Below are 21,571 nucleotides of genomic sequence, written 5' to 3' on the forward strand. Positions count from 1 at the left end.
AAGAAAGGCGACCGAAGCCGCCTTTCTTCCGTGCGTTGAAACCGCTCAGCCCAGCGAGCGGGCGACCTCAACCACGCGCTCGACCGTGAAGCCGAAGTGCGGGAACAGCTTCTCCGCCGGGGCGCTCGCACCGAACGTATCGATCCCGATCACTGCGCCGTCGAGCCCCACGTAGCTGTGCCAGAAGCCGGTGACGCCGGCCTCGATCGCCACGCGACGCCGCACGTTGCGCGGCAGCACCGACTCGCGGTACTCGGCGCTCTGGCGGTTGAACACGTCCGTGCTGGGCATCGACACCACGCGCACGCGGTCGCCGAGCTGCTCGGCAGCCTGCATCGCCAGGCCGACTTCCGAACCGGTCGCAATGAGGATGATCTCGGGCGTGCCGGCCGCGTCCTTGAGCACGTAACCGCCGCGCGCGATGTCGGCGACCTGCGCTTCGCTGCGCGCCTGGTGCGGCAGGTTCTGGCGCGAGAACACGAGGCAGCTGGGCCCGTCATTGCGCACGATCGCCTGCTTCCACGCCACGGCCGATTCGACCGCGTCGCACGGGCGCCACACGTCGTTCTCGGGGATGTAGCGCAACGAGGCGAGGTGCTCGATCGGCTGGTGGGTCGGGCCGTCTTCGCCGAGGCCGATCGAATCGTGCGTGTAGACGTGGATCGCATGCGCACCCATGAGCGCGCTCATGCGCACGCCGTTGCGCGCGTAGTCGCTGAACACGAGGAACGTGGCGTCGTACGGAATGAAGCCGCCGTGCAGTTCCAGGCCGTTGTTGATCGCGGTCATCGCGAACTCGCGCACGCCGAAGTAGACGTAGTTCGCGTTCGGATCGTCGGTGGCAACGGACTTGCTGCCCTTCCACAGGGTCAGGTTCGAGTGCGCAAGGTCGGCGCTGCCGCCGATGAGCTCGGGCAGCAGCGGGGCGAACGTCTCGATCGCCATCTGCGAGGCCTTGCGCGACGCGACGGTCGGGCCGTCGGCCTGCAGCTTCGCGATGTACGTATCGGCCTGCGCGATGAAGTCCGCCGGCAGCTCGCCGCGGATGCGGCGCGAGAATTCGGCCGCCGCTTCAGGATGCTGCTTCGCGTAGTCGTCGAAGCGCGCGTTCCACTGTGCTTCGAGTTCCGCGCCGCGCTCGTTCGCGCGCCAGGCGTCGTAGATCGGCTGCGGGATCTCGAACGGACCGTGCGGCCAGTTCAGCGCCTCGCGCGTCGCGGCGATCTCGTCCTTGCCGAGCGGCGCGCCGTGGCTCGATTCCTTGCCCGCCTTGTTCGGCGAGCCAAAACCAATCGTCGTGCGGCAGCAGATCAGCGTGGGCTTGTCGGTCGCGGCGAGCGCCTGCTCGATGCCGGCCTTGATCGAATCCGCGTCATGGCCGTCTACGCCGCGCACCACGTGCCAGCCGTAGGCCTCGAAGCGTGCAGGCGTGTCGTCGGTGAACCAGCCGTCGGTGTTGCCGTCGATGCTGATCTTGTTGTCGTCCCAGAACGCGACGAGCTTGCCCAGGCCCCAGGTGCCGGCGAGCGAGGCGGCCTCGTGCGAGATGCCTTCCATGAGGCAGCCGTCGCCCATGAACACGAACGTGCGGTGGTCGATGAGTTCGAATCCGTCGCGGTTGAAGCGCTGCGCGAGCAGCTTCTCGGCGAGCGCGAGGCCGACCGCATTCGCGAACCCTTGGCCTAGCGGACCGGTCGTGGTTTCCACGCCCGGCGTCATGAAGTTCTCCGGGTGGCCCGGCGTCTTGCTGTCGAGCTGGCGGAAATTGCGGATTTCCTCGATCGGCAGGTCGTAGCCGGCCAGGTGCAGCAGCGCGTACTGCAGCATCGAGCCGTGGCCGTTCGAGAGGATGAAACGGTCGCGGTTGAACCAGCCCGGGTTGTTCGGGCTGTGGCGCAGGTGCTCGTTCCAGAGCACCTCGGCAATGTCGGCCATGCCCATCGGCATGCCCGGATGACCGGAATTCGCGGCTTGAACCGCGTCGATGGCGAGAAAACGGATGGCGTTGGCGAGATCGCGGCGGCCAGGCTGCGTGGAATCGGCGGTCGTCATGGGGATCGTCGGGAGCGGCGGAAGGCGCGCCGGCGGCGCAGGACTCAACCGCGCGGGCGGCGCATTGTCCCACCCCGGCGGCGCGCTGTCGCGTCGCGCCGACTTTTCAGGCCCCAGACCCGACGAGATTCATCCCGGCCGCCGACCGCGACCGCGCGTCACTGCTCCGGCGCGGGCTCAGGACGCCGGCGTTTCGTCCACGTGCGCGACCGTTTCCGTGCCGCGCCCGAACTCCGAGCGACCGATCACGACCGAACCCGCCATGTCGCCACCGACGTTGACGACGGTGCGGCACATGTCGAGCAGGCGATCGACGCCGAGGATCAGGCCGATGCCTTCGGGCGGGATGTTGAACATCATGAGGATCATCGCGATCACCGGCAGCGAACCGCCGGGCACACCGGCCGCGCCGATCGAGCCGAAGATGCACAGCACCAGCACCGTGATCTGCTGCACGAGGTTGAGTTCGATGCCGAAGAACTGAGCGAGGAACAGCACCGTGATGCCCTCGAACAAGGCCGTGCCGTTCATGTTCGCCGTCGCGCCGAGTGTGCACACGAAGCGCGCAACGCGGCGCGGCACACCCAGGCGCTCTTCGGTCACCGCAAGCGTGGTCGGCAGCGTCGCGCTCGACGACGACGTCGAGAACGCGGTCAGCAGCGCCGGCTGCGCGCCGCGGAAAAACGCGAGCGGCGACATGCGCCCGAAGACCACGAGCAGGATCGGGAACACGATGAAGAAGTGGATGCCGAGCGCGAGCAGCACGGTGCCGACGAAGCGTGCCAGCTGCACCATGACGTCGAAGCCGAGCTTGGACGTGATCGAAAACAGCAGCGCGGCGACCGCGTACGGGGCGAGCTCGATGATCCAGCCGATGAGCTTGAGGCAGATGTCGTAGATGCCCTGCACCGCGCCGACGAACAGCCGCGTGCTTTCGGTGCGCAGCACGGTGGCGGCAACGCCGAACGCGAGTGCGAAGAACATCACCGCGATGAGGTCGCCCGCGGCCGCGGCGGCGATCGGGTTCTTCGGCACGATGTTGAGCAACAGGTCGACGCCGGAGATCGCCCCGCCCTTGCCGGCGATGTCGGCGGTGCGCTCGCCGGATTCGGCGAGCAGCGAATCGGCGAGTTCCGGCGGCAGGCCCAGGCCCGGCTGGAGCACATTGACGAGCACGAGGCCGATCGTCACGGCCACCGCGGTGACCGCGAGGATCCAGACCAGCGTCTTGCCGCCGATGCGCCCGAGCGATTGCGGGTCGCCGATCTCGACCACGCCGAGGATCAGCGCCGCGAACACCAGCGGGATGACGAGCATGAACAACAGCCGCAGGAACAGCTGGCCGATCGGGTCGGCGACGTAGGTGACCAGCGTCGCGAGCCAACCGGCATCGGCGAAGTAGACATTCGCGAGCAGGCCCGCGCCGGCGCCGACGATGAAACCGATCAGCATTCGGGTGTGCAGGGCCAGCTTGGGCGTGCGGGCGGCGTGCTCGCTCATCGGGACGACTTCCTGAAAGGGTGCGCGGTGACGGTCGCGCCAGTAAGGTGCCGAGGATAACCGCAGGCCGGCGCCCCGCTGCGCTCAGCGCTCCGGGTACAGCGGCGGCAGCGGGTCCGCCTTGCGCGCGCTGCGCGTCTCGCGCCAGCGCGGCCCGGGCGCGAAGGCACGACGAAGCGCGTCCAGCGCGGCGGCGGGGTCGCCACCGCCCCAGCGGGCGCGTTGCAGCGCCTGCAGCGCATCGCGTTGAGCCGCATCGTCCAGCTGCCCGATGAGCGCGTCCGTGTCGGGGGCAGGGCGAGGTGAAAGCGCGCGCAGCGCGGCGAGGATCTCGTCCGGCGTGCCGCGTTCGAGCGTGCGGCGGAGATCCGCTGGCTTCGCAGGCGCTGCGGCTGCGTCCGGTCGAGCGTCTTGGGTGGGCGTCACGCTGCCTGGCGTGGCGGCGCCGTCCTCCCCGTCTTCCGCCGTGCCGACCCCGCGCGCAGCGCGCCGCCGGGCTGCCCAGGCCATCGTGAGCACCCACGCGGCAACGGCGAGTGCGGCGATCGCGAGCCAGCGCCCCGTCGCCGACGCGTCCGGGGCCGCATCGGCCGGCGCGTCTTGCGCAGGCGCATCCGTCACGCCCGGCAGCACGGGCGACGCGGCCACGCCGGGGCGCGCCTGCCACTGCTGCGCCGGCAGCGTTGCGGTGCGCGTGCCGCCCGTGTCCACGTCCCACCACGGCCATTCCAGCGCCGGCAGTGCCACCGGCCCCGCCTGCGCGGGGACGAGCGAAAAACGCCGCGTGAGCGTGACCTGGGGCCGGCCGTCGACGAAGCGCTCGTCGGACTGCGGCGGCTCGGCGAACACCTCCACACCGTCGATCGGCGGCAGCGTGAGTTCGGGCAGCTGCGCGGCGAACGCGCCGTCGGCAACGAGTTCGACGCTCACCGCAGCGGCACGGCCGGCCTGCAGCGTGTCGGGCAGCTCGCGGTAGCGCAGCTGGAGGTCACGCAGCGGCAGCCACGGGGTCGGGGCGTTCGTGGGCACCGGTCGCACGCCGAGCACGCGAACGGCCCCGGTCGCCGCGAGCGCGCCGCCGCGATCGCCGAACACGGAGTCGAAGAACCCGCCAACGCCCCGGCCTTCGAACTTCGCGCCCGGCACGACGAGCTCGCCGCTGCGCTCGGGCACGAGCAGGAAGCGACGCTCGACGACGGTGTAGCGGCGCCCGTCGAGCTCGCGGGTGTACTGCACGTCGTCGCCGACCCGCTGCATCGACGCGCCTTCCGGGGAGGGCTGGTCCAGGTGGCCGGACACCAGCGGCACGGCCGAGTAGAGCCGCACGACCCAGCCGACGGCCTGCTGCACGTACGGGTCGACGTCGTCGGGCTGCGTTTCGATGAACACGTCGTCGCCCGCCCGCGCCGGCGGCGCGGCGGGCGCGGCGGTGACCTCGAGCGCGAGCGGCGCGGTGCGCTCGGTGCCGACGGAGATCGCCGGCACCGCAGTGCGGCCGGCGCGCGGGGGGCGCAGCACCACGGTGAACAGCGTGCGCATCGACGCCTGCCCGTTCACCAGTTCGAAGCGGCGCTGGGCGGCCTGCGGGCGCGGACTGAGCCCAGCGGCCTCGAGCGGCGAAAAGTCGGGCGCGGCGGTGCCGGTGGTCGCGACGTGGAGCGTGACGGTGTCGCCGAGCGCGATGCGGTTGCGATCGAGCCAGGCCTCCGGCGCCGCGAACGCGACCATCGAAACGCAGCACAGTGCGAGCACGGCGACGACCCGCCACGCGAGCGAGAGCGTCACGGCGTCGGCTCCTGCTGCTGGCGGCGCTCGTGCTCCAGCCGGAACTTCGCGCGGAGCAGGCCGCCGGGCTCATCGGGCACGCGGCGCAGCCATGCCTCGTTTGCGATGCGACGCTCGCGCTGGGCCGGGGTCTCGGCGGGCGGCGGCGCTTGATCAGGCCTCGGCTTTTCGCCGCCTTGCTGCTGCATCGCGCGGCGCATGCGTTCGCGCTGCGCCGCATCGGCCTCGCGTTGGCGATCGCGCGCGGACGCATCGTCGGGCTTCGGGGACGGTTGCGGTTTGTTCTTCGAATTCTGCGGGTCCGCGTCGCCGGACGGCTCCGGCGGCGGGCTGTCGGCCTGACCCGCCGGCCCTTTCGAACCGGGCTTCTTCTCGCCTTCGCCGCTGCCCTGCTTGGGCTTGTCCGACTTCGGGCCCGGCGGTGGCTTGCGCTTCAGCGCGGCGGCCACGGCGCGGCGGTTCGCGATCGCATCGGGCATGCCGGGCTCGCGCGCGAGTGCTGCGTCGTACGCAGTGATCGCTTCGCGGTACTGACCTTGTCGCGCGAGCGCATTGCCGCGGTTGTAGTGGGCGTCGGCGCTGTCGACGCTGCGGTACAACGCGGCGGCGGCGTCGAATTCACCGCGCCGGTAGGCCTCGTTGCCGGCTTCAATCCGCTCGTGCGCGGCCTGGTCGGGGCGCTCCCACCACTGGACGGCGTGCGCGGGCGACCACGGCAACACCGCGAACAACACCAACACCGCGAGTCCCGCGCGATGGCGCAGCGCGAGCAAGCCGAGCAGCATCAGCGGCGGGAGCAGCCAGTAGCCCTGGTCCTCCCTCACACGCGTGCCGCCTTCGCCGCGCGCATCCGCCGCGCGCCCCGGATCGAGCAGGCCAAGCGAGCGCAGGTCGGCGTCTCCGGGCTGGAGCGCCGCGAACTCGCCGTCGCCCGCGCGCGCCAGTCCGCGCAACGCGTCAGCCTCGAGACGGACGGCTCGCACCGCCCCGTCGCGCGTGCGCACGAGGGCGCCGGTCGGGCTGCCGAGGCCCAGCACGGACACGCGATGCCCGGCCTGCGCGGCCGCCGCGGCGGCGTCTCGCGCGGCCGGATCGGCTTCGCCGGTCAGCAGCACGATGTCGCCGCTCGTCTGGTCCGCGCGGCGCAGCAGCTCGACCGCGTGCTCGATCGCACGCGCCGTGTTGCGGCCGTCGACGGGCATGACCTCCGGTGCGAGCGCGTCGAGAAACAGCGCGACATTCGCCGCATCTTCGGTCAGCGGCGCAACGGTGAACGCGTCGTCCGCGTAGGCGATGAGCGCCACCGGCGCTCCGTCGCGCGCTTCGAGCAGGCGCGTGATTTCGCCGCGGGCCTGCGCCAGTCGCGACGGCGGGAGGTCCGGCGCCAGCGCGGCGGATGACAGATCGACTGCGATCACGAGCGGCGTGCCGCCCTGCGCGAGCGGGCGTTCAACCTCGCGCAGGCTCGGCCCCGCGAGCGCAATCACGGACAGGACGAAGCTGGCCGCCACCAACGCCGGCCCGGCCCACCGCCGCGACCGCGCGGGCGCTTCGAGCAGGTGCGGCTGCAGGTGGGCGTCGATCGCATCGCGCCATGGCTCGCGGGCACGCGACGCGCGCGTCCACCACCACGCCAGCAGCGGCAGCGCGAGCAGCGCCCAGAGCCACTGCGGCCGCAGCAGGTGCAATGCGCCCAGCTCCAGGCTCATGCGCGCCTCCGCATCACGGTCAGGGCCAGGCCCAGCAGCCCGAATGCGAACGCCGCGCCTAGCGGCCACGGGTAGCGCTCGATCACCGGTCGCACGGCCGGCCCCGCGGAGGCGACCGGTTCGAGGCGGTCGATCTCTTCATAGATACCGACGAGCTGCGACGTGTCGCGTGCGCGGAAGAAGCGCCCGCCGGTTTGCTCGGCGATCTTCTGCAGCGATGTCTCGTCGATCTCGTCGCCCGCGCCCGGCATCGGCAGCTGGAAGCCAAACAGCGACAGCCCGCCGTCGCCGCCGAACGCGATCGTGTGCACGCGCACGCCGGCATCGGCCGCGATCTGTGCGGCGCGCAGCGGGTCCAGCAGGCCCGCAGTGTTGACGCCGTCGGTCAGCAGGATCACGACACGTTGCCCCGGCGGCTGCGCCTGCAGGCGTTTGACCGCGAGGCCGAGCGCATCGCCGATCGCCGTCTCCTGCCCCGCGAGCCCGGCCACGCTGTCGCCGAGCTGCTCGCGCACGCTGTCGCGATCGAGGGTGAGCGGCGTAAGCGCGTATGCGCGGCGACCGAACACCAGCAGGCCGACGCGGTCGCCCTCGCGGCGGTCGAGGAAGTCCGCGATGACCGCCTTTGCAGCGGTCAACCGATCGACGGGCTGGCCGCCGAGCGTCATGTCGGGCTCGGACATGCTGGCCGACAGATCGAGAGCCAGCATGAGCTGCCGCCCGCGCGCCGGCGGCGAAATCGGCTCACCGAGTTGCTGCGGCCGCGCCGCGGCCAGGCACAGCAACGCCCAGGCGATCCAGGCCCACGCGCGGAGACCTCGGCGCTGCGCGCGCAGCCCGGTCGCCGAGGCGATCGCCTCGATGCGCGAGCCGAACGGCACGCGCAGGGCAGCGCCGGAGGCCTTCGCGCGAGCCGGAAACCGCAGCGCGAGCCACGGCAGTGGCAACGCGAGCAGCCACCACGGCCACGCGAACGAGAGCCCGAGCGCCTGCAGCGTCGTCATCGCGGCGCCGTCCAGGCCACGAAGCGCGCACGCGCGAGGGGACGCAGCGCATCGACCGCATGCGCATCGACATCCGGCCGAAATGCGCCGTCGAGCAGTAATTGACCGGGCCCGGCGCTGAAGGGGCGTGCTGCATCACCGTCGTCGAGCCGCGCCAGCCAGTCCTCGCCCTGCAGCCGGTCCGCGGTCGGGTCCTTCAGACGCGCAGCGCGACGCAACAGATCCGACATCGCGGCGACGGTCTGGGTCGGCGTGGTGGCGTGCGCGAGCGCGGCGTCGAAACGGGCGGCGCTCGCGGCAAGGCGGCGTCGGCGGCGCCAGCGCAGCGCGAGAACGACCGCCACCGCGGCGGCAATGCACGCCGCGAGCAACCACCAGCCCGGCGCCGGCGGCCACCACGGCGGCGCAGCCGGCATGTGGATGTCGCGCAGCGCGAGCGTCGGATCGGCCATCAGGCGGCCCCCACGCGCCGTGCGCCCAGCAACGGCAGCCAGGCGTCGCTCGGCATGTCGGTCGACAACGCCTGGGCTCGAACCCCGCGCACGTTGAGCGTCGCCAAGGCCTCGTCGAGCGGAGTCGCGAACTCACGTCGCCAAGCCGCGCGCGTGGCGTCAGCGCCCAGGTCGAGCGTGGTGCGGGCGCCGCCGTGCGCGAATGCAAGGCGGTGCGCAGGCGGCGCGGTGTCGAAGGGGTCGGTCAACAGCAGCACGATGCACTCGTGGTGCTGCGCGAGCGCCGGCCAGCGGTGTGCGGCCACGTCGCGCAGGCTCGCGGCGTCGGCGAGCAACACGAGCCGCGAGCCCGGCCGCAGCAGGCGCTGCGCGTGCTCGAGGGCCACGGCGAGGCCGGCGTCGTCGTCGGGCGGCTGCGTGTACCAACGCACCAGCGCATCGATCGTGTGCAATGCACCGCGCGATCCCGGCGCAGGCGACACCGCGGGTTCTCGCGTGCTGCCGCGCAGCGCGGCGATTCGGTCGCCGTCGCGCACCGCGGCCCACGCGGCGAGCGCACCGGCACGTGCCGCCTGCACGGACTTGAAGCGCACGCGCGTGCCGAAGTAGAGCGCCGGACTCGTGTCCCCCACGACCAGCGTGAGCCGCTCGCGCTCGGTCTGGAACAGCTTGGTGTGCGCACGACCGGTGCGGGCGGTCAGGCGCCAGTCCATATGGCGCGCGTCATCGCCGCTGGAGTACTCACGTGACTCCGCGTACTCCATCCCACGTCCGCGCAGCACCGAGCGCGCGGGGCCTGCGGCGCCGTAGCGGCCGGCGTTCGCGGCACCGCGTCGACCGACCTGCGCGCGCAGCGCGACCAGCTCGTCGATCGTCGGCGTAACGCCGTCAGCGTGCGGGACGGCCATGGCGGATCAAGGCAGAGCCGTTGAGGGCGGAACCGTGCGCGCCCCAGCGTCCTGCGTGGGCACGGCGACGACCCATGCGCGAAGCGCGGCGAGCGGTCGCGGCCGGCGCGGCGAATGCCTGCGCGATCTGCGTCTGTCGGGTGCGGCGTGCATCGGCCGGTCGGCGCTGCTCGCCGTGGCCGGCGCACCCCATCCGTCGGTGCGCCTGCCCGGCACCCTCGAGCGCAGTCACGCTCACGGCAGCGGAACCCGCTGCAGGAGTGCGTCGACCAGGCGACCGCCGTCCCAGCCTTCGGCCGTGGCCTCGAAGCTCGGCAGCACGCGATGGCGCAGGACGTCGGGCGCGACTGCGCGGACGTCGTCGGGTGTCACGAAGTCGCGGCCGGCAAGCCAGGCGCGCGCCCGCGCGCAGCGTTCCAGCGCGATCGAACCTCGTGGGCTCGCGCCCCAGGCAATGCGCGCCGCGAGCGCGGCGTCGTACGGGGATGCGTCGCGCGAAGCCAGCACGAGCTCGACGATGTAGCGCTCGACCGCGGGCGCGAAATGCAGGTCCAGCACCTGGGCACGCGCGGCGAACACGTCCTCGAGCGGCAATTTTGGCGCGCTCACCACGTCGGCGTTCTCCCCGTGGCGAGCGCGGTCGCGCGCGAGCCGCAGGATCTCGTGCTCTGCCGACGCCTCGGGGTAGCCGATCTGCACGTGCATGAGAAAACGGTCGAGCTGCGCCTCGGGCAGCGGAAACGTGCCCTCCTGCTCGATCGGGTTCTGCGTCGCCATCACGAGGAACAACTGCGGCAGCGCGTACGTCGCCCGACCGACCGTCACCTGGCGCTCGCCCATCGCCTCGAGCAGCGCCGATTGGACCTTCGCCGGCGCCCGGTTGATCTCGTCGGCCAACAGGACCGGGTGGAAGACCGGGCCGGGCTGGAACTCGAAGCGTCCGTCCTGCGGGCGCCACACCTCGGTGCCCGTGAGATCGGCCGGCAGCAGATCGGGCGTGAACTGGATGCGTGCGAAGTCGGCCTCGACGCCGTCGGCGAGCGCGCGGATCGCGCTTGTTTTTGCGAGGCCGGGCGCGCCTTCGACGAGCAAGTGCCCGTCCGCCAGCAGCGCGATCAGCAGCCGCTCGACCAGCGCAGCCTGGCCCACGATGCGCCCGGCCAGCCGCGCCTGCAGCGCGGTGAAGCGCTTCTGCAAGGTGTCGCCGGTGTGAGACGCGGATGACGCGGCGGAGTCGGTTCGGTCCATGGCGGTTCCGTATTCAGCCCGGACCGATTGTGACCGCGCCGGCGTGAGGAAGTTTCACCCGACACCGCCGACGAGCCGCCATCGTGCATCCGCAAGCGTCCGCACAAACGAATACGGGGCCCGAAGGCCCCGTATTCGCATCACCTGGTTGCCGCCTGTTGCGCTCAGTTGCGCTGCGCGACCTGCAGCACCTTCGGCGTGACCATGATCAGCAACTCGGCCTTCTGCTTGTTCTTCGACTTGTTCTTGAAGAGCGCGCCAAGGAACGGGATATCTCCGAGGAACGGCACCTTCGAAACGCTCTCGAGGCTGTCGAACTCGTAGACACCGCCCACGACCACGGTCTGCCCATCCTCGATCAGGACCGCCGTGTTGACTTCCCGCTTGCCGATGATCGGCACGTCGCCGATCGAGGTGTCGACGAAGCCTTCGACCTCATCCTTCTTGATGTTCATGTTGAGGAACACGCGGCCATCGTTGGTGATCGTCGGAGTCACCCGCAGTTGCAGCAGCACTTCCTTGAACTGGACGCTCGGTGTCGCCACGCCGCCAGCGGTGGCCGGCTGGATCGTGACGTAGCCGACTTCCTGGCCCTGACTGATCACCGCCTCGCGCTGGTTACTCGTGACCACTCGTGGATTCGAGATCACTTCGCCACGGCCTTCCTGTTGCATCGCTGACAGCTCGACATCCAGCGCATAGCCCGCATTCATGATGGACAGTGCGAGCGACCCTGCCGGATTGGCCACAGCGAGATTGCTCATCAGCCCCTGGACGATGGTCGGGCCTGCCGGGCGCGCGCCAACGCGGCCGCCGCGCTCCCATTCGTCCAGAGCACGGTCAGCGTCGACCACTGAATTCCAGTTGCTTGTATTGGCCGAAAGGTTTCCGCTATAGGCGACGTTGTCCGATACACCGCTGACGCCAAACTTTGCGCCCAGCTCGCGAGCGAACGTCTCGTTCGCAACCACCACGCGAGCCTCGATGACGACCTGGTCGACCGGCCGATCGATCACGCGGATCAGCTCCCGCATCTGCTCGATCTTCTTCGGAATGTCGCTGATCATCAGCGTGTTCGTGCGCTCATCCGCCACCATGCGGCCGCGCGGCGACAGGAAGCCGTTGTCGAGGTTCGAACCGCCGCCCGGCCCGCCCGCCCCTCCTGCTCCGCCGATGCCCTTCGCCTCAGTCAGCGCTTTAAAGATCTGCGCCGCATTGTGGTAATTGATCTGCACGTACTCGGTGACGAGATCGACGCGATTTTCCAGCGCGATACGGGCGTCCTCACGGTCCTGCTCATACTTTGCGACTTCCGGCTGTGGCGCGATCCACACCACGTTGCCGCTGCGACGCTTGTCGAGGCCCTTGGCCTGCAGGACGATGTCCAGTGCCTGGTCCCAAGGCACATTGAGCAGGCGCAGCGTGACGTTGCCCTGCACCGTGTCGCTGGCAACGATATTAAGGTTCGATTCCTCGGCGATCAGCTGCAGCACCGTGCGCACCGGCACGTCCTGGAAGTTGAACGTCACCGGCTTGCCGCCGTAAGGCCGGCCCGGCGCCGCGGCCGTACCCGCCTGGCCAGCGGTCGTGTTCGCAGCGTTCGCTGCGTTCGCACCACCGCGTGCCGTGGCGCGCGCCTTTGGCAAGATCTCGACGATGTACTCGCGCCCGCTCTGGTACGCCATCGTCTCGAATTCACCGTTCACCGCGAGCATCAGCTGTGCGCCTGCTCCGGAAGTGTTCGCGTCGATGCGGCGCACCGGCGTGGCGAAGTCAGCGACGTCGATGGGCCGACGCAGGTTCTGCGGCAGTTCGGCGTTCGGCACGCTGATAACGATGTTCCCGCCTTGGTTGCGCAGGTCGGGCGTCGCGCCCTCACCGTTGAACCGCAGCACAAGGCGGCCGGCGCCGCCGTCGCCCCGCTTGAAGTCGATGTCGGACACGGTGACCGTACCCGGCAGTTGCTTGGCCGGGTCGAGGCTCGCCGCAGGAGCGACCTGAGCGACGAACACAGGCACCAGAACCCCGTTGGCACCCGGTGCCCCGGCGCTCGCCGCGCTGGTCGCGGCCACGAGGCCGATGGCGAGGCCGAGGCCCCCGGTGCGGAGCCGCAAGGCCGGCCGCGAACGCGTTGCGTGAAATACGGTCATCTTACGATCCCCAATCATTGATCTTCGAGTGCGATCGTGGCCGGTCGTTCCAGCCAGCCGCCCGCGCCGTCCGGCACCAGTTCCACCAGTTCCATGCGGTCTTCGTACACCGCGGTGACGCGACCGTCGGACTGCCCCATGTATGCCCCTGGCCGCACACGGTAAGTCACCTTGTCGGGCGCCATCACGAGTGCGATAAGCCCGCTGCCGCGGCCGAGCGTACCGACCATGTCCAGGCTGTCGAGCGGAAACTGCTCGAGCACCTGCTTGCGGCGCGACGCATCTGGACGTGGGCCGTTCGTGCCCTCATCGGTGAATGCGCTGCTGAAGGGATCGCGCAGGGACTGCGCGGAATATTCAAACGTCTCGAACTGCTGCATCACCGGCAGCGGGTCGAGCGGCGGCGCCGGCCGCGCACGCACCTCGGCGACCCACGATTCCAGATTGGGCGCCTCGCCCGGAGTATCGGTCACGTCACGTCCGCAGCCCGCCACGGCAAGTGCGATCGCGAGACCGGTGAGCGCGCGGCGCCCACTGCGATTCCACGCTGCATGCATATCAATTGCCCCCCGCGGGTTTAGCGGCGCCGTCGGCCGCCGGCTGCTGTTGCGCTGCCACCTCTTCTTCGTCGAGGTAGCGATAGGTCTTGACGGTGCCCGACAGTTCGAGCGGCGCATTTGCCGTGATGCCGCCTTCGCGGTTCTCGGCACGTGGCTTCAACTGGATGTCGTGCATCGTCATGATGACCACCCGCGGGAGTGACGCGACGCCGGAGACGAAGCCGCCGAACTGGTGGTAAGAGCCCACCATGCGCAGCGCGATCGGCTTCTCGGCGTAAAACTCCTTGGGCTCTTCCGGACCGGGCTGGAACAGCTCGTTCGTGATGCCGGTCGCGAGCGCGGTCTGCGAAATATCGACGATGAGGTCGGGCATTTCGTTCTTGCTCGGCAACTGGCGAAGCATCTGCTGCAGCTGCTGCTCCATCTGCGCCAACTGCTGCTTGAGAGCATCGAGGTTCGAAGCACGGCCCTGCTTGGTCTCGAACTCGGCCCGCAGATCCACTTCCTGGCGCTCGAGGCCTTCCAGTTCGTCCTGCTTGTCACCGATGAAGAGGTACCACCACAGCCCGATGATCACGAGCGCGACGATCGCCGCGAACACCATCTGCGCCTTCCGCGGCCACGACCCGATCTGGTTGATATCGAGTTCTTTGAAATTGATCTTCTTCGCGCTCACGACGCGGCTCCTTCAAGCGACGGAGACTCGCCCGCCGGCGGTGCGGCGGGCGCGGCTTGGGGTGCCGCCGCAGGGGCAGGCCCCGTGGCCGGCGCCGGCTGTGCTGCGGCCGGCGCTGCGGGGTCCGCGGGCGGCGTCGCAACCGCGTCCGCTCCGATGCCCTCGGCCGTACCGTTCGGGTTCGCAAGGCGGACCTGCAGACTGAACTCGTACGGCAGGCCCTTGTCGGTGCCCTTCGCTTCAATGATCGACAGCTCAGGCTGGGTCATCCAACCGGAGTTCTCGAGGCTGCGCAGGTAAGTACTGACGCGCGCATTAGACTGCGAGCGCCCCTGCAGCGTCAGGACCTGGTCGTCCTGCTTGACGGCCGTCAGCACCACGCCGTCCGGGATCGTGCGCACCAGCGAGTCGAACAGGTGCACCATCTGCGACCGGCTCGCCTGCAGCTGCTCGATGACGTCCTTGCGCGCAAGCAGCTTCGCCTTCTTTTCGTCGAGCGCCTTGATCTCGGTGATCTGGCGTTCGACTTCAGCGATGCGCTCCTGCACGTAGGCATTGCGCTCGTTCTGCCCTTCGATCTGGGCGTCGTAATAGGTCGAGATCAGCAGACTCACGCCGATCGCCGCGGCAGCGGCGAGACCGAGCATGAGGCCGAACTCCTTCTGGCGCTGCTTGCGCCGTTCGGCGCGCCAGGGGAGCAGGTTGATGCGTGCCATCAGTCGAAGCTCCTCAGGGCCAGGCCACAGGCGATCATCAGCGCCGGCGCATCCTGCGCGAGCGCGTGCGGCTGCACGCGGGGGCCGAGCGTCATTTGCGCCAAGGGGTTGGCGATCATCGTCGGGATGCCCAGTTGCTCCTCGACGAGCTGCGCCAGGCCCGGGATTGCAGCACTGCCGCCGGCGAGCACGATCTGGTCGACGCGGTTGAACTCGCTGCCGGCGTAGAAGAACTGCAACAGGCGGCTGACCTGCTGGACCAGCGCTTCCTTGAACGGCTCGAGCACCTCGAGCGGGTAGCTGTCGGGCAGTCCGCCCTGGCGCTTGGCGAGGCCGGCCTCTTCGTAGCTGAGCCCGTACCGGCGCATGATCTCGTCGGTCAGCTGCTTGCCGCCGAAGACCTGCTCGCGCGTGTACAGGCTGCGTCCGTTGCGCAGCACGTTGAGCGTCGTCATCGTCGCGCCGGAGTCGACAAGCGCCACCAGCCCTTCTCGGGGCGTGTTGAGCTGATCAGAGAGCAAGCCGAACGCGTTTTCGATGGCGAACGCCTCGACATCGACGACCCGCGGTGCAAGCCCGCCGATCTCGAGCGCGGATGCGCGCATCTCGACGTTCTCGGACCGCGACGCGGCCAGCAGCACCTGCACCGAGTCCGGCGCATTCGGCATCGGACCGATGACTTCGAAATCGAGGTTCACTTCCTCAATCGGGTATGGAATGTAGTTGACGGCCTCGAGTTCGACCTGCGCCTCGAGTTCGTCCTCACCGAGTTCGGCGGGCATCGGGATCACTTTGGTGATCACGGATGCGCCTGCGACGGCGGCCGCGCCGTATTTGGCACGCGAGCCGGAACGCGCCAGCGCGCGCTTGATCGCCTCGCCAACGACCTCGACCTCGGCGATCTGCTTTTCGACCACTGCGTTCGGCGGCAACGACTCGACCGCGTAGTGGTCTACGCGGTAGCGGTTCCCAACCCGCGACAGCTGGAGCAGCTTGACGGCAGTCGAGCTGATATCGACGCCGACGAGCGGCGGCTGGCTCTTTGTGATGATCCCCACGCTTTTCTCCCCAGCCACAAGTGCTTACGCGCACTTTGTGTGGCAGTGCTTTGATAACGGAGTTTTCACGTACTGGCAAGGTTCAGTCCGTGACCGGGTTGCCAGAAACGCCGACGGCACTGCCGCTGAGCGTCACTTTCGTGCCGTGACGCGACGGAGCTCACACCCTTGCATCGTCACTGACTGGACGCCGCGCGAGCGCGGCCGGGGCACGGCGTGCGGCTCTATACTCCAGCCCCCCGAAGACCGCAATCGGAATCCGCTTCGATGCCCCGTTTCCGCCGCCTCCTGCGCGGCGCGCTGTTCGCCGCCGCCGGCCTGACCCTGCTCGGCCTGCTCGCGCTCGGCTCGCTCTATTTCCTCATCGCCCCCAAGCTCCCCGACGTCGAGACGCTTCGCAACGTCGAGATGCAGGAGCCGATGTACGTCTATTCGCGCGACGGGCAGCTCGTGGCGCTGTTCGGCGAGACGCGGCGCTACCCGATCGAAATCGCGAAGGTGCCTGAGCGCCTCAAGCAGGCGTTCATTGCGATCGAGGACGCACGCTTCTACGAGCACAACGGCATCGACTACAAAGGCATCGGCCGCGCGGTGTGGTTGCTCGCGACGACGGACGACAAGCGCGTGCCGGGTGGCTCGACGATCACCCAGCAGGTCGCGCGCCAGTTCTTCCTGAGTTCCGAGTACAGCTACACACGCAAGCTCGCGGAGATGCTGCTCGCAATCCGCATGGAGCGCGAACTCAGCAAGGACGAGATCTTCGAGCTGTACTTGAACAAGAGTTTCTTCGGCAATCGCGCGTACGGCGTGGCGGCGGCTGCGGAGTTCTATTACGGCAAGACGCTCGACCAGCTCGATCTCGACGAGATGGCGTCGCTCGCGGGCATCCCGAAGTTCCCGTCGAGCGGCAATCCGCTCAGCAATCCGGAACGTGCGAAGCAGCGCCGCGACTACATCCTCGATCGCATGGCCGAACTCGGCTTCGTCAGCGCGTCCGAGGCCGCGAGCGCCAAGTCGGTCGACATGCACGCGAGCCCGCACGAGCGGCCGGTGCAGGTCCACGCGCCGTACGTGGCCGAGATGGTGCGTCAGGAAATGATTGCGCGTTACGGGCCGGAAGCGCTCACGCGCGGCTTCCACGTCACGACGACGATCGACCCGGTACTTCAGGCCGCGGCCGACAAGGCCGTGCGTGACGGCCTGCACACGTATGACAGCCGCCGCGGCTGGCACGGCGTGGAGCAGAGTTTCGACCTGGCCTCCGACGAGGACGCGGCGACGGTGGCGCGCCGCATGCGCTCGATCACGTCGCAGGGCGGCCTGCTGCCGGCGATCGTACTCGGCACCGAGGGCAGCCGTGCGCGCCTGGTGTTGCGCGATGGGCGGGAAATCGAACTGGGCGCGAACCAGGGCTGGGGCAGCAAGAAGCCCGCTTCGCTCGAGCGCGGCGACCTCGTGCGCGTGTCGCGTGTCGAGCCGAAGGACGGCGAGACGGATGCCAGCTACCGCCTTGACCAGTTGCCGCAGGCGCAGGCCACGCTCGTCTCGCTGGATGCGATGACCGGCGCGCTGCGCGCGCTCACCGGCGGCTACAGCTTCGCGGGCAACAAGTTCAATCGCGCCACGCAGGCGCGCCGCCAGCCGGGATCGAGTTTCAAGCCATTCCTGTATGCGGCGTCGTTCGAGCGCGGCTTCAATCCCGCCTCGATCGTGCTCGACGCCCCAGTGGTCTTCAAGGACCGCCGCGGCCACCTGTGGCGCCCGCAGAATGACACCGGCAACTTCGCTGGCCCGATGCGCATCCGCGAAGCGATGGTGCAGTCGCGCAACCTCGTGTCTGTGCGCCTGCTCGACGCGATCGGCGTGGATTACGCGCGCAAGTTCATCAGCCACTTCGGCTTCGAGCCTGAGCACCTGCCGCCGAACTTGTCGATGTCGCTTGGCACCGCGTCGCTGACGCCGCTGTCGGTCGCACGCGGCTACGCGGTCTTCGCGAACGGCGGCTTCCGCGTGACGCCGTACTTCATCGATGAGGTCCGCGATCGCGACGGCGCGCGCGTGTTCAAGGAAGAGCCCGCGCAGGGCTGCCACCGCTGCGGGGGCTTCGCGACTGCAAACGCGACGGGGGTGCCGGTTGCACCGCCGTCGACGGAAGTCGCGGGCTTCGACTTCGGACCGGCGCCGGGCGCTGCTCCGGTGCAATCACCGGAGACGGACGCCAAGCCGGCTCCCGAGGTCGCGAAGAAAACCGAGCTGCCCGCGAACGTGAAGCTTGCGCCGCGGGCGATCGACGAGCGCATCGCGTACCAGATGACCTCGATGCTGCGCGACGTCGTGCAGCGCGGCACCGGCACGGCTGCGAAGGTGCTCGACCGCGAGGACGTGGGCGGCAAGACGGGTTCGACGAACGAACACCGCGACGCGTGGTTCTCCGGCTTCGGCGGGCCGCTCGTGACCACGGTCTGGGTCGGCCGCGACGACTTCAAGTCGCTCGGTTATCGCGAGTACGGCGGCAAGGCCGCGCTGCCGATCTGGATCGAGTACATGCGCGTGGCACTTGAAGGCCAGCCGTTGATGCCGCACGAGCCGCCCGCGGGCATGGTCAAGGTCGCGGTCTCGCCGAACGGCACGCTCATTCCCGAAGCCAACGGCGGCGTGACCGAATGGGTCAAGGCCGAAGACCTCGAGCGGATGGAAAGTGTGATCGATTACGGCGACGCGCGGGACGTGCCGTCGGAAGAATCTTTCGACATCTTCTGAACAGCAGGACTGCGGCCGCCACGGACGCAGCCGCAGTCCTAACGCGCATTCAACAGCTGCGTGTTAGCGTGCCTCCGCCGGTCCTCGCGGCCGGCCGCGGCGGGCATCCGCCGACGTCGAGCCGACGCGGAGGTCCCATGCAGCGCCACGCGCGACACGCCCAGTACGCGCAGACGCGCACCCGCGAACGCCGGCACCGCCTCGCACACGAAGCCGCCCGGCTGATGGCCGAAGGCGGCCTGCGTGATTACCACCAGGCCAAGCTCAAGGCAGCCGAGCGGCTCGGCATCCACGACGACGCGTCCCTGCCCCGCAATCGCGAGATCGAAGACGCATTGCGCGAGTACCAGCGGCTGTTCCAGCGCGATAGCGCCGCGCTGGTGCGCGAGCGCCGCGAGGCCGCGGACCGCGCAATGGAGTTTTTCGCCGACTTCGTGCCGCGCCTGGTCGGCCCCGTGCTCGACGGCACGGCGGACGCACATTCCCCGGTGACGCTGCACCTGCACAGCGACGACGCCGAGGCAGTCGCCCATTTTCTGGATCTGCATCGGATTCCCGCGACGTCGCGCAGCCGGCGACTGCGTCTGGACCGAGAGCGCGAAGAGACATTTCCGGTGTGGGTGTTCAGCGCCGAGGGCTTTACGTTTGATCTGACGGTGCTGCCGCTCACCGTCCTGCGCCAGGCACCGCTCGGCAGCATCGACGATCGGCCGATGCAGCGCGCATCGCCTTCGCAGTTGCGACGCCTGCTTGCGCAGGACGAGATCGACGGGTTCGAACAAGGCCTCGGCTGATTCGAGGCGCCTCGCGGCTGCGGCGCTGCGTAGCGGGAATTAGCCACGAAGTGCGCGGGTGCGTCCGACGGCAATGTCCTTTCGCTGACCCGGGCTTAGGCGCGTGCAGGCGACCGTGTTTGGCGCGCGCTGGGCGTTGGACGCCGCGCCGCAAGCGAGCACCGCGTCATTGATGCGCGGATGCGCTCCGCGGCGCACGGTCGAACAGGTTCAACTCGATCACCACGAACGCCGCAAGCCACAGCGTGGCGTCCCAGGCGTCCAGCCATGCGCCGCCGACGTCGTCGCTTCCAAGCACGAGCCATGCGGCGATGAAGCCCACGAGGGCGGCATAGAGCGCCCAGGTGACGCTGCGCCGGGCGTGATGAAACCTTCGGCGACCCGCCGGGACGCGCACCTCGAGCTCAAGCGCCGCGACTACGGCGAGCCAGGTGGCTGCATTCGCAAAGTCCAGCCATTCGCGCTGGAGGGCGTAGTCGCTGCACGCCCACGCAATGACGAGCGAGGCCAGTGCACGCGCCCCGTGTGCGACCCGCCTCCGGCGCGACCCACCCGACCAGCCGCCCGTTTCCCACTCGAAAAGCAACAGCAGCACGAGCCACGCGGCCGTGTCGAACGTTTCGGTGAGCGTGCCGTGCGTCGCGTACAAGGCGACGTTGAGCGCGAGCAGCGCGTAAACGGCCCATTTGAAAACAAGGAAGCCGCGGCCAGGCCGCGGCTTCGAAACTGGATCGACCGACGCTTCGCGCAAGATCAGCGCTGATCGATACCGACGTACTCGCGGCTCGTCTGGCCGGTGTAGATCTGCCGCGGCCGGCCGATCTTGTTTTCCGGATCGTTCTGCTGCTCGAGCCAATGCGAGACCCAGCCGGCAGTGCGCGCGATCGCGAACATCACCGTGAACATCTCGACCGGGATCCCCAGCGCCTTGTAGATGATGCCCGAGTAGAAGTCGACGTTCGGGTACAGCTTGCGCTGCACGAAGTACTCGTCCTGCAGCGCAGCCTCTTCGAGCTTCATCGCGACGTCGAGCAGCGGGTCGTTGACGCCCAATTGACCCAGCACCTCGTGGGTCATCTTGCGCACCAGCGCGGCGCGCGGGTCGTAGTTCTTGTACACGCGGTGGCCGAAGCCCATCAGGCGGAAGCCCGAGTTCTTGTCCTTCGCCTTGTCGACCGCGGACTTGACGTTTTCCGGACGCCCGATTTCCTCGAGCATTTTGAGCACTGCTTCGTTCGCACCGCCGTGGGCCGGGCCCCAGAGGGCCGCGACGCCCGAGGCGACGCAGACGTACGGATTCGCGCCGGTCGAACCGACGAGGCGCACGGTTGAAGTCGACGCGTTCTGCTCGTGGTCGGCGTGCAGGATGAAGAGCAGATCCATCGCCTTCGCGGCGACCGGGTTGAGCTCCAGCGGCTCGCTCGGCACTTCCTTCATCATGTGCAGGAAGCGCGTGGTGTACTCGAGGTTGTTGCGCGGGTACCGGATCGGCCAGCCGATGGAGTGGCGATGGCAGGCGGCGGCGATCGTCGGCACCTTCGCGATCAGGCGGATCGCGGCCAGGCGGCGCTGCTCCGGATCCTCGAGGTCGAGATCGTTGTGGTAGAAGCTCGCCATTGAGCCGAGCATGCCCACGAGCATCGCCATCGGGTGCGCGTCATGGCGGAAACCGCCAATAAAGCTCTTGAACGCCTCGTGCATCATCGTGTGATGCGTGACTTCGTGCTCGAACGAGTCGAACTGCTGTTTGTCCGGCAACTCGCCGTTCATCAGCAGGTACGCGACTTCGAGGAAGCTCGACTTCTCGGCGAGCTGCTCAATCGGGTAGCCGCGATACAGCAGCACGCCCTCGTCGCCGTCGATGTAGGTGATCGCCGACTTGCAGCTTGCGGTCGCGGTGAAGCCCGGATCGTAGGTGAAGCAGCCGGTTTCCTTCGGCAGCTTGCCGATGTCGATGCACGGCGCCCCCACGGTCGGATGCAGTACGGGCAGGGTGACGTCACGATCGCCGGCAGTCAGGGTCGCCTGCTGCAGCGCGGAAAGATCGGAAGCGGACACGAAGCACTCCTCAGTCGGCATGCCGCACGACGGCCGCGGCACGGAAGGGGGACAGAAACGGCGGCCCGGTTGCCCGTTGCCGCGACGCATCATTATCGCACAACGGTGCCGTATGGCTGCCTGATGCGCACTGGACCTTCG

General features: G+C 69.1%; 17 protein-coding genes. 2 read left to right on the forward strand and 15 right to left on the reverse strand.

Translation table 11 applies throughout. The features are described from left to right. Window positions 1–45: 45 nt before the first annotated feature. The 13 genes from tkt to IE075_RS11670 form a co-directional block, all read right to left on the reverse strand. Entirely contained in the window at window positions 46–2,052 is a 2,007-nt protein-coding gene (gene tkt, locus IE075_RS11610) for a transketolase (RefSeq protein WP_189456748.1), read from the reverse strand. 177 nt (window positions 2,053–2,229) lie between these two features. Further along, window positions 2,230–3,552: a dicarboxylate/amino acid:cation symporter gene (locus tag IE075_RS11615; RefSeq protein ID WP_189456750.1), complete on the reverse strand. Its 1,323-nt coding sequence runs from the start codon at window positions 3,550–3,552 to the stop codon at window positions 2,230–2,232. A gap of 84 nt (window positions 3,553–3,636) precedes the next feature. Then, on the reverse strand, window positions 3,637–5,337 hold the full coding sequence (locus tag IE075_RS11620) for a BatD family protein (RefSeq protein WP_229792489.1): 1,701 nt from the start codon (window positions 5,335–5,337) through the stop codon (window positions 3,637–3,639). Further along, complete coding sequence (locus IE075_RS11625) at window positions 5,334–7,046, reverse strand: VWA domain-containing protein (RefSeq protein ID WP_189456752.1); 1,713 nt, start codon at window positions 7,044–7,046, stop codon at window positions 5,334–5,336. Before IE075_RS11625 ends, IE075_RS11620 begins: the two co-directional genes overlap by 4 nt. Further along, a complete protein-coding gene (locus IE075_RS11630) occupies window positions 7,043–8,050 on the reverse strand; it encodes a vWA domain-containing protein (protein WP_189456754.1) in 1,008 nt (335 codons plus the stop codon). Before IE075_RS11630 ends, IE075_RS11625 begins: the two co-directional genes overlap by 4 nt. Then, entirely contained in the window at window positions 8,047–8,502 is a 456-nt protein-coding gene (locus IE075_RS11635; RefSeq protein WP_189456756.1) for a DUF4381 family protein, read from the reverse strand. Before IE075_RS11635 ends, IE075_RS11630 begins: the two co-directional genes overlap by 4 nt. Further along, window positions 8,502–9,410 (reverse strand): DUF58 domain-containing protein, encoded by a 909-nt coding sequence (locus IE075_RS11640; RefSeq protein ID WP_189456758.1) that lies wholly within the window; start codon window positions 9,408–9,410, stop codon window positions 8,502–8,504. The genes IE075_RS11635 and IE075_RS11640 overlap by 1 nt, the downstream gene beginning before the upstream one ends. Before the next feature lie 234 nt (window positions 9,411–9,644). After that, window positions 9,645–10,658, reverse strand: a complete 1,014-nt coding sequence (locus IE075_RS11645; RefSeq protein ID WP_189456759.1) for an AAA family ATPase — start codon at window positions 10,656–10,658, stop codon at window positions 9,645–9,647. A gap of 164 nt (window positions 10,659–10,822) precedes the next feature. After that, window positions 10,823–12,808 (reverse strand): type IV pilus secretin PilQ, encoded by a 1,986-nt coding sequence (locus IE075_RS11650; RefSeq protein WP_189456761.1) that lies wholly within the window; start codon window positions 12,806–12,808, stop codon window positions 10,823–10,825. A gap of 14 nt (window positions 12,809–12,822) precedes the next feature. Then, window positions 12,823–13,365, reverse strand: coding sequence for a pilus assembly protein PilP (locus tag IE075_RS11655; RefSeq protein WP_189456763.1), 543 nt, complete (start codon window positions 13,363–13,365; stop codon window positions 12,823–12,825). 1 nt (window position 13,366) lies between these two features. Next, window positions 13,367–14,044, reverse strand: coding sequence for a type IV pilus inner membrane component PilO (locus tag IE075_RS11660; RefSeq protein ID WP_229792490.1), 678 nt, complete (start codon window positions 14,042–14,044; stop codon window positions 13,367–13,369). Continuing rightward, on the reverse strand, window positions 14,041–14,760 hold the full coding sequence (locus tag IE075_RS11665) for a PilN domain-containing protein (RefSeq protein ID WP_189456765.1): 720 nt from the start codon (window positions 14,758–14,760) through the stop codon (window positions 14,041–14,043). The genes IE075_RS11660 and IE075_RS11665 overlap by 4 nt, the downstream gene beginning before the upstream one ends. Continuing rightward, on the reverse strand, window positions 14,760–15,818 hold the full coding sequence (locus IE075_RS11670) for a pilus assembly protein PilM (protein WP_189456767.1): 1,059 nt from the start codon (window positions 15,816–15,818) through the stop codon (window positions 14,760–14,762). Before IE075_RS11670 ends, IE075_RS11665 begins: the two co-directional genes overlap by 1 nt. A gap of 267 nt (window positions 15,819–16,085) precedes the next feature. Between IE075_RS11670 and IE075_RS11675 the strand changes: the two genes are divergently transcribed. Together IE075_RS11675 and IE075_RS11680 are read left to right on the forward strand one after the other, a co-directional pair. Then, window positions 16,086–18,578, forward strand: a complete 2,493-nt coding sequence (locus IE075_RS11675) for a penicillin-binding protein 1A (protein WP_189456768.1) — start codon at window positions 16,086–16,088, stop codon at window positions 18,576–18,578. A gap of 137 nt (window positions 18,579–18,715) precedes the next feature. Then, window positions 18,716–19,372, forward strand: coding sequence for a hypothetical protein (locus IE075_RS11680; protein ID WP_189456769.1), 657 nt, complete (start codon window positions 18,716–18,718; stop codon window positions 19,370–19,372). A gap of 166 nt (window positions 19,373–19,538) precedes the next feature. Here IE075_RS11680 and IE075_RS11685 read toward each other — a convergent pair whose 3' ends face one another. Both IE075_RS11685 and IE075_RS11690 read right to left on the reverse strand, forming a co-directional pair. Next, on the reverse strand, window positions 19,539–20,123 hold the full coding sequence (locus IE075_RS11685) for a hypothetical protein (RefSeq protein ID WP_189456770.1): 585 nt from the start codon (window positions 20,121–20,123) through the stop codon (window positions 19,539–19,541). A 2-nt stretch (window positions 20,124–20,125) separates the two neighbouring features. Further along, on the reverse strand, window positions 20,126–21,430 hold the full coding sequence (locus IE075_RS11690; protein WP_229792491.1) for a citrate synthase: 1,305 nt from the start codon (window positions 21,428–21,430) through the stop codon (window positions 20,126–20,128). Between the last annotated feature and the right edge of the window lie 141 nt (window positions 21,431–21,571).

It is taken from the genome of Cognatilysobacter bugurensis (assembly GCF_014652095.1).
GTDB lineage: Bacteria > Pseudomonadota > Gammaproteobacteria > Xanthomonadales > Xanthomonadaceae > Cognatilysobacter > Cognatilysobacter bugurensis.

Coding starts and splice junctions, on each gene's coding strand:
- tkt (WP_189456748.1), bottom strand. CDS start 2,052: ATGACGACCGCCGATTCCACGCAGCCTGGCCGCCGCGATCTCGCCAAC.
- IE075_RS11615 (WP_189456750.1), bottom strand. CDS start 3,552: ATGAGCGAGCACGCCGCCCGCACGCCCAAGCTGGCCCTGCACACCCGA.
- IE075_RS11625 (WP_189456752.1), bottom strand. CDS start 7,046: ATGAGCCTGGAGCTGGGCGCATTGCACCTGCTGCGGCCGCAGTGGCTC.
- IE075_RS11630 (WP_189456754.1), bottom strand. CDS start 8,050: ATGACGACGCTGCAGGCGCTCGGGCTCTCGTTCGCGTGGCCGTGGTGG.
- IE075_RS11635 (WP_189456756.1), bottom strand. CDS start 8,502: ATGGCCGATCCGACGCTCGCGCTGCGCGACATCCACATGCCGGCTGCG.
- IE075_RS11640 (WP_189456758.1), bottom strand. CDS start 9,410: ATGGCCGTCCCGCACGCTGACGGCGTTACGCCGACGATCGACGAGCTG.
- IE075_RS11645 (WP_189456759.1), bottom strand. CDS start 10,658: ATGGACCGAACCGACTCCGCCGCGTCATCCGCGTCTCACACCGGCGAC.
- IE075_RS11650 (WP_189456761.1), bottom strand. CDS start 12,808: ATGACCGTATTTCACGCAACGCGTTCGCGGCCGGCCTTGCGGCTCCGC.
- IE075_RS11655 (WP_189456763.1), bottom strand. CDS start 13,365: ATGCATGCAGCGTGGAATCGCAGTGGGCGCCGCGCGCTCACCGGTCTC.
- IE075_RS11665 (WP_189456765.1), bottom strand. CDS start 14,760: ATGGCACGCATCAACCTGCTCCCCTGGCGCGCCGAACGGCGCAAGCAG.
- IE075_RS11675 (WP_189456768.1), top strand. CDS start 16,086: ATGCCCCGTTTCCGCCGCCTCCTGCGCGGCGCGCTGTTCGCCGCCGCC.
- IE075_RS11680 (WP_189456769.1), top strand. CDS start 18,716: ATGCAGCGCCACGCGCGACACGCCCAGTACGCGCAGACGCGCACCCGC.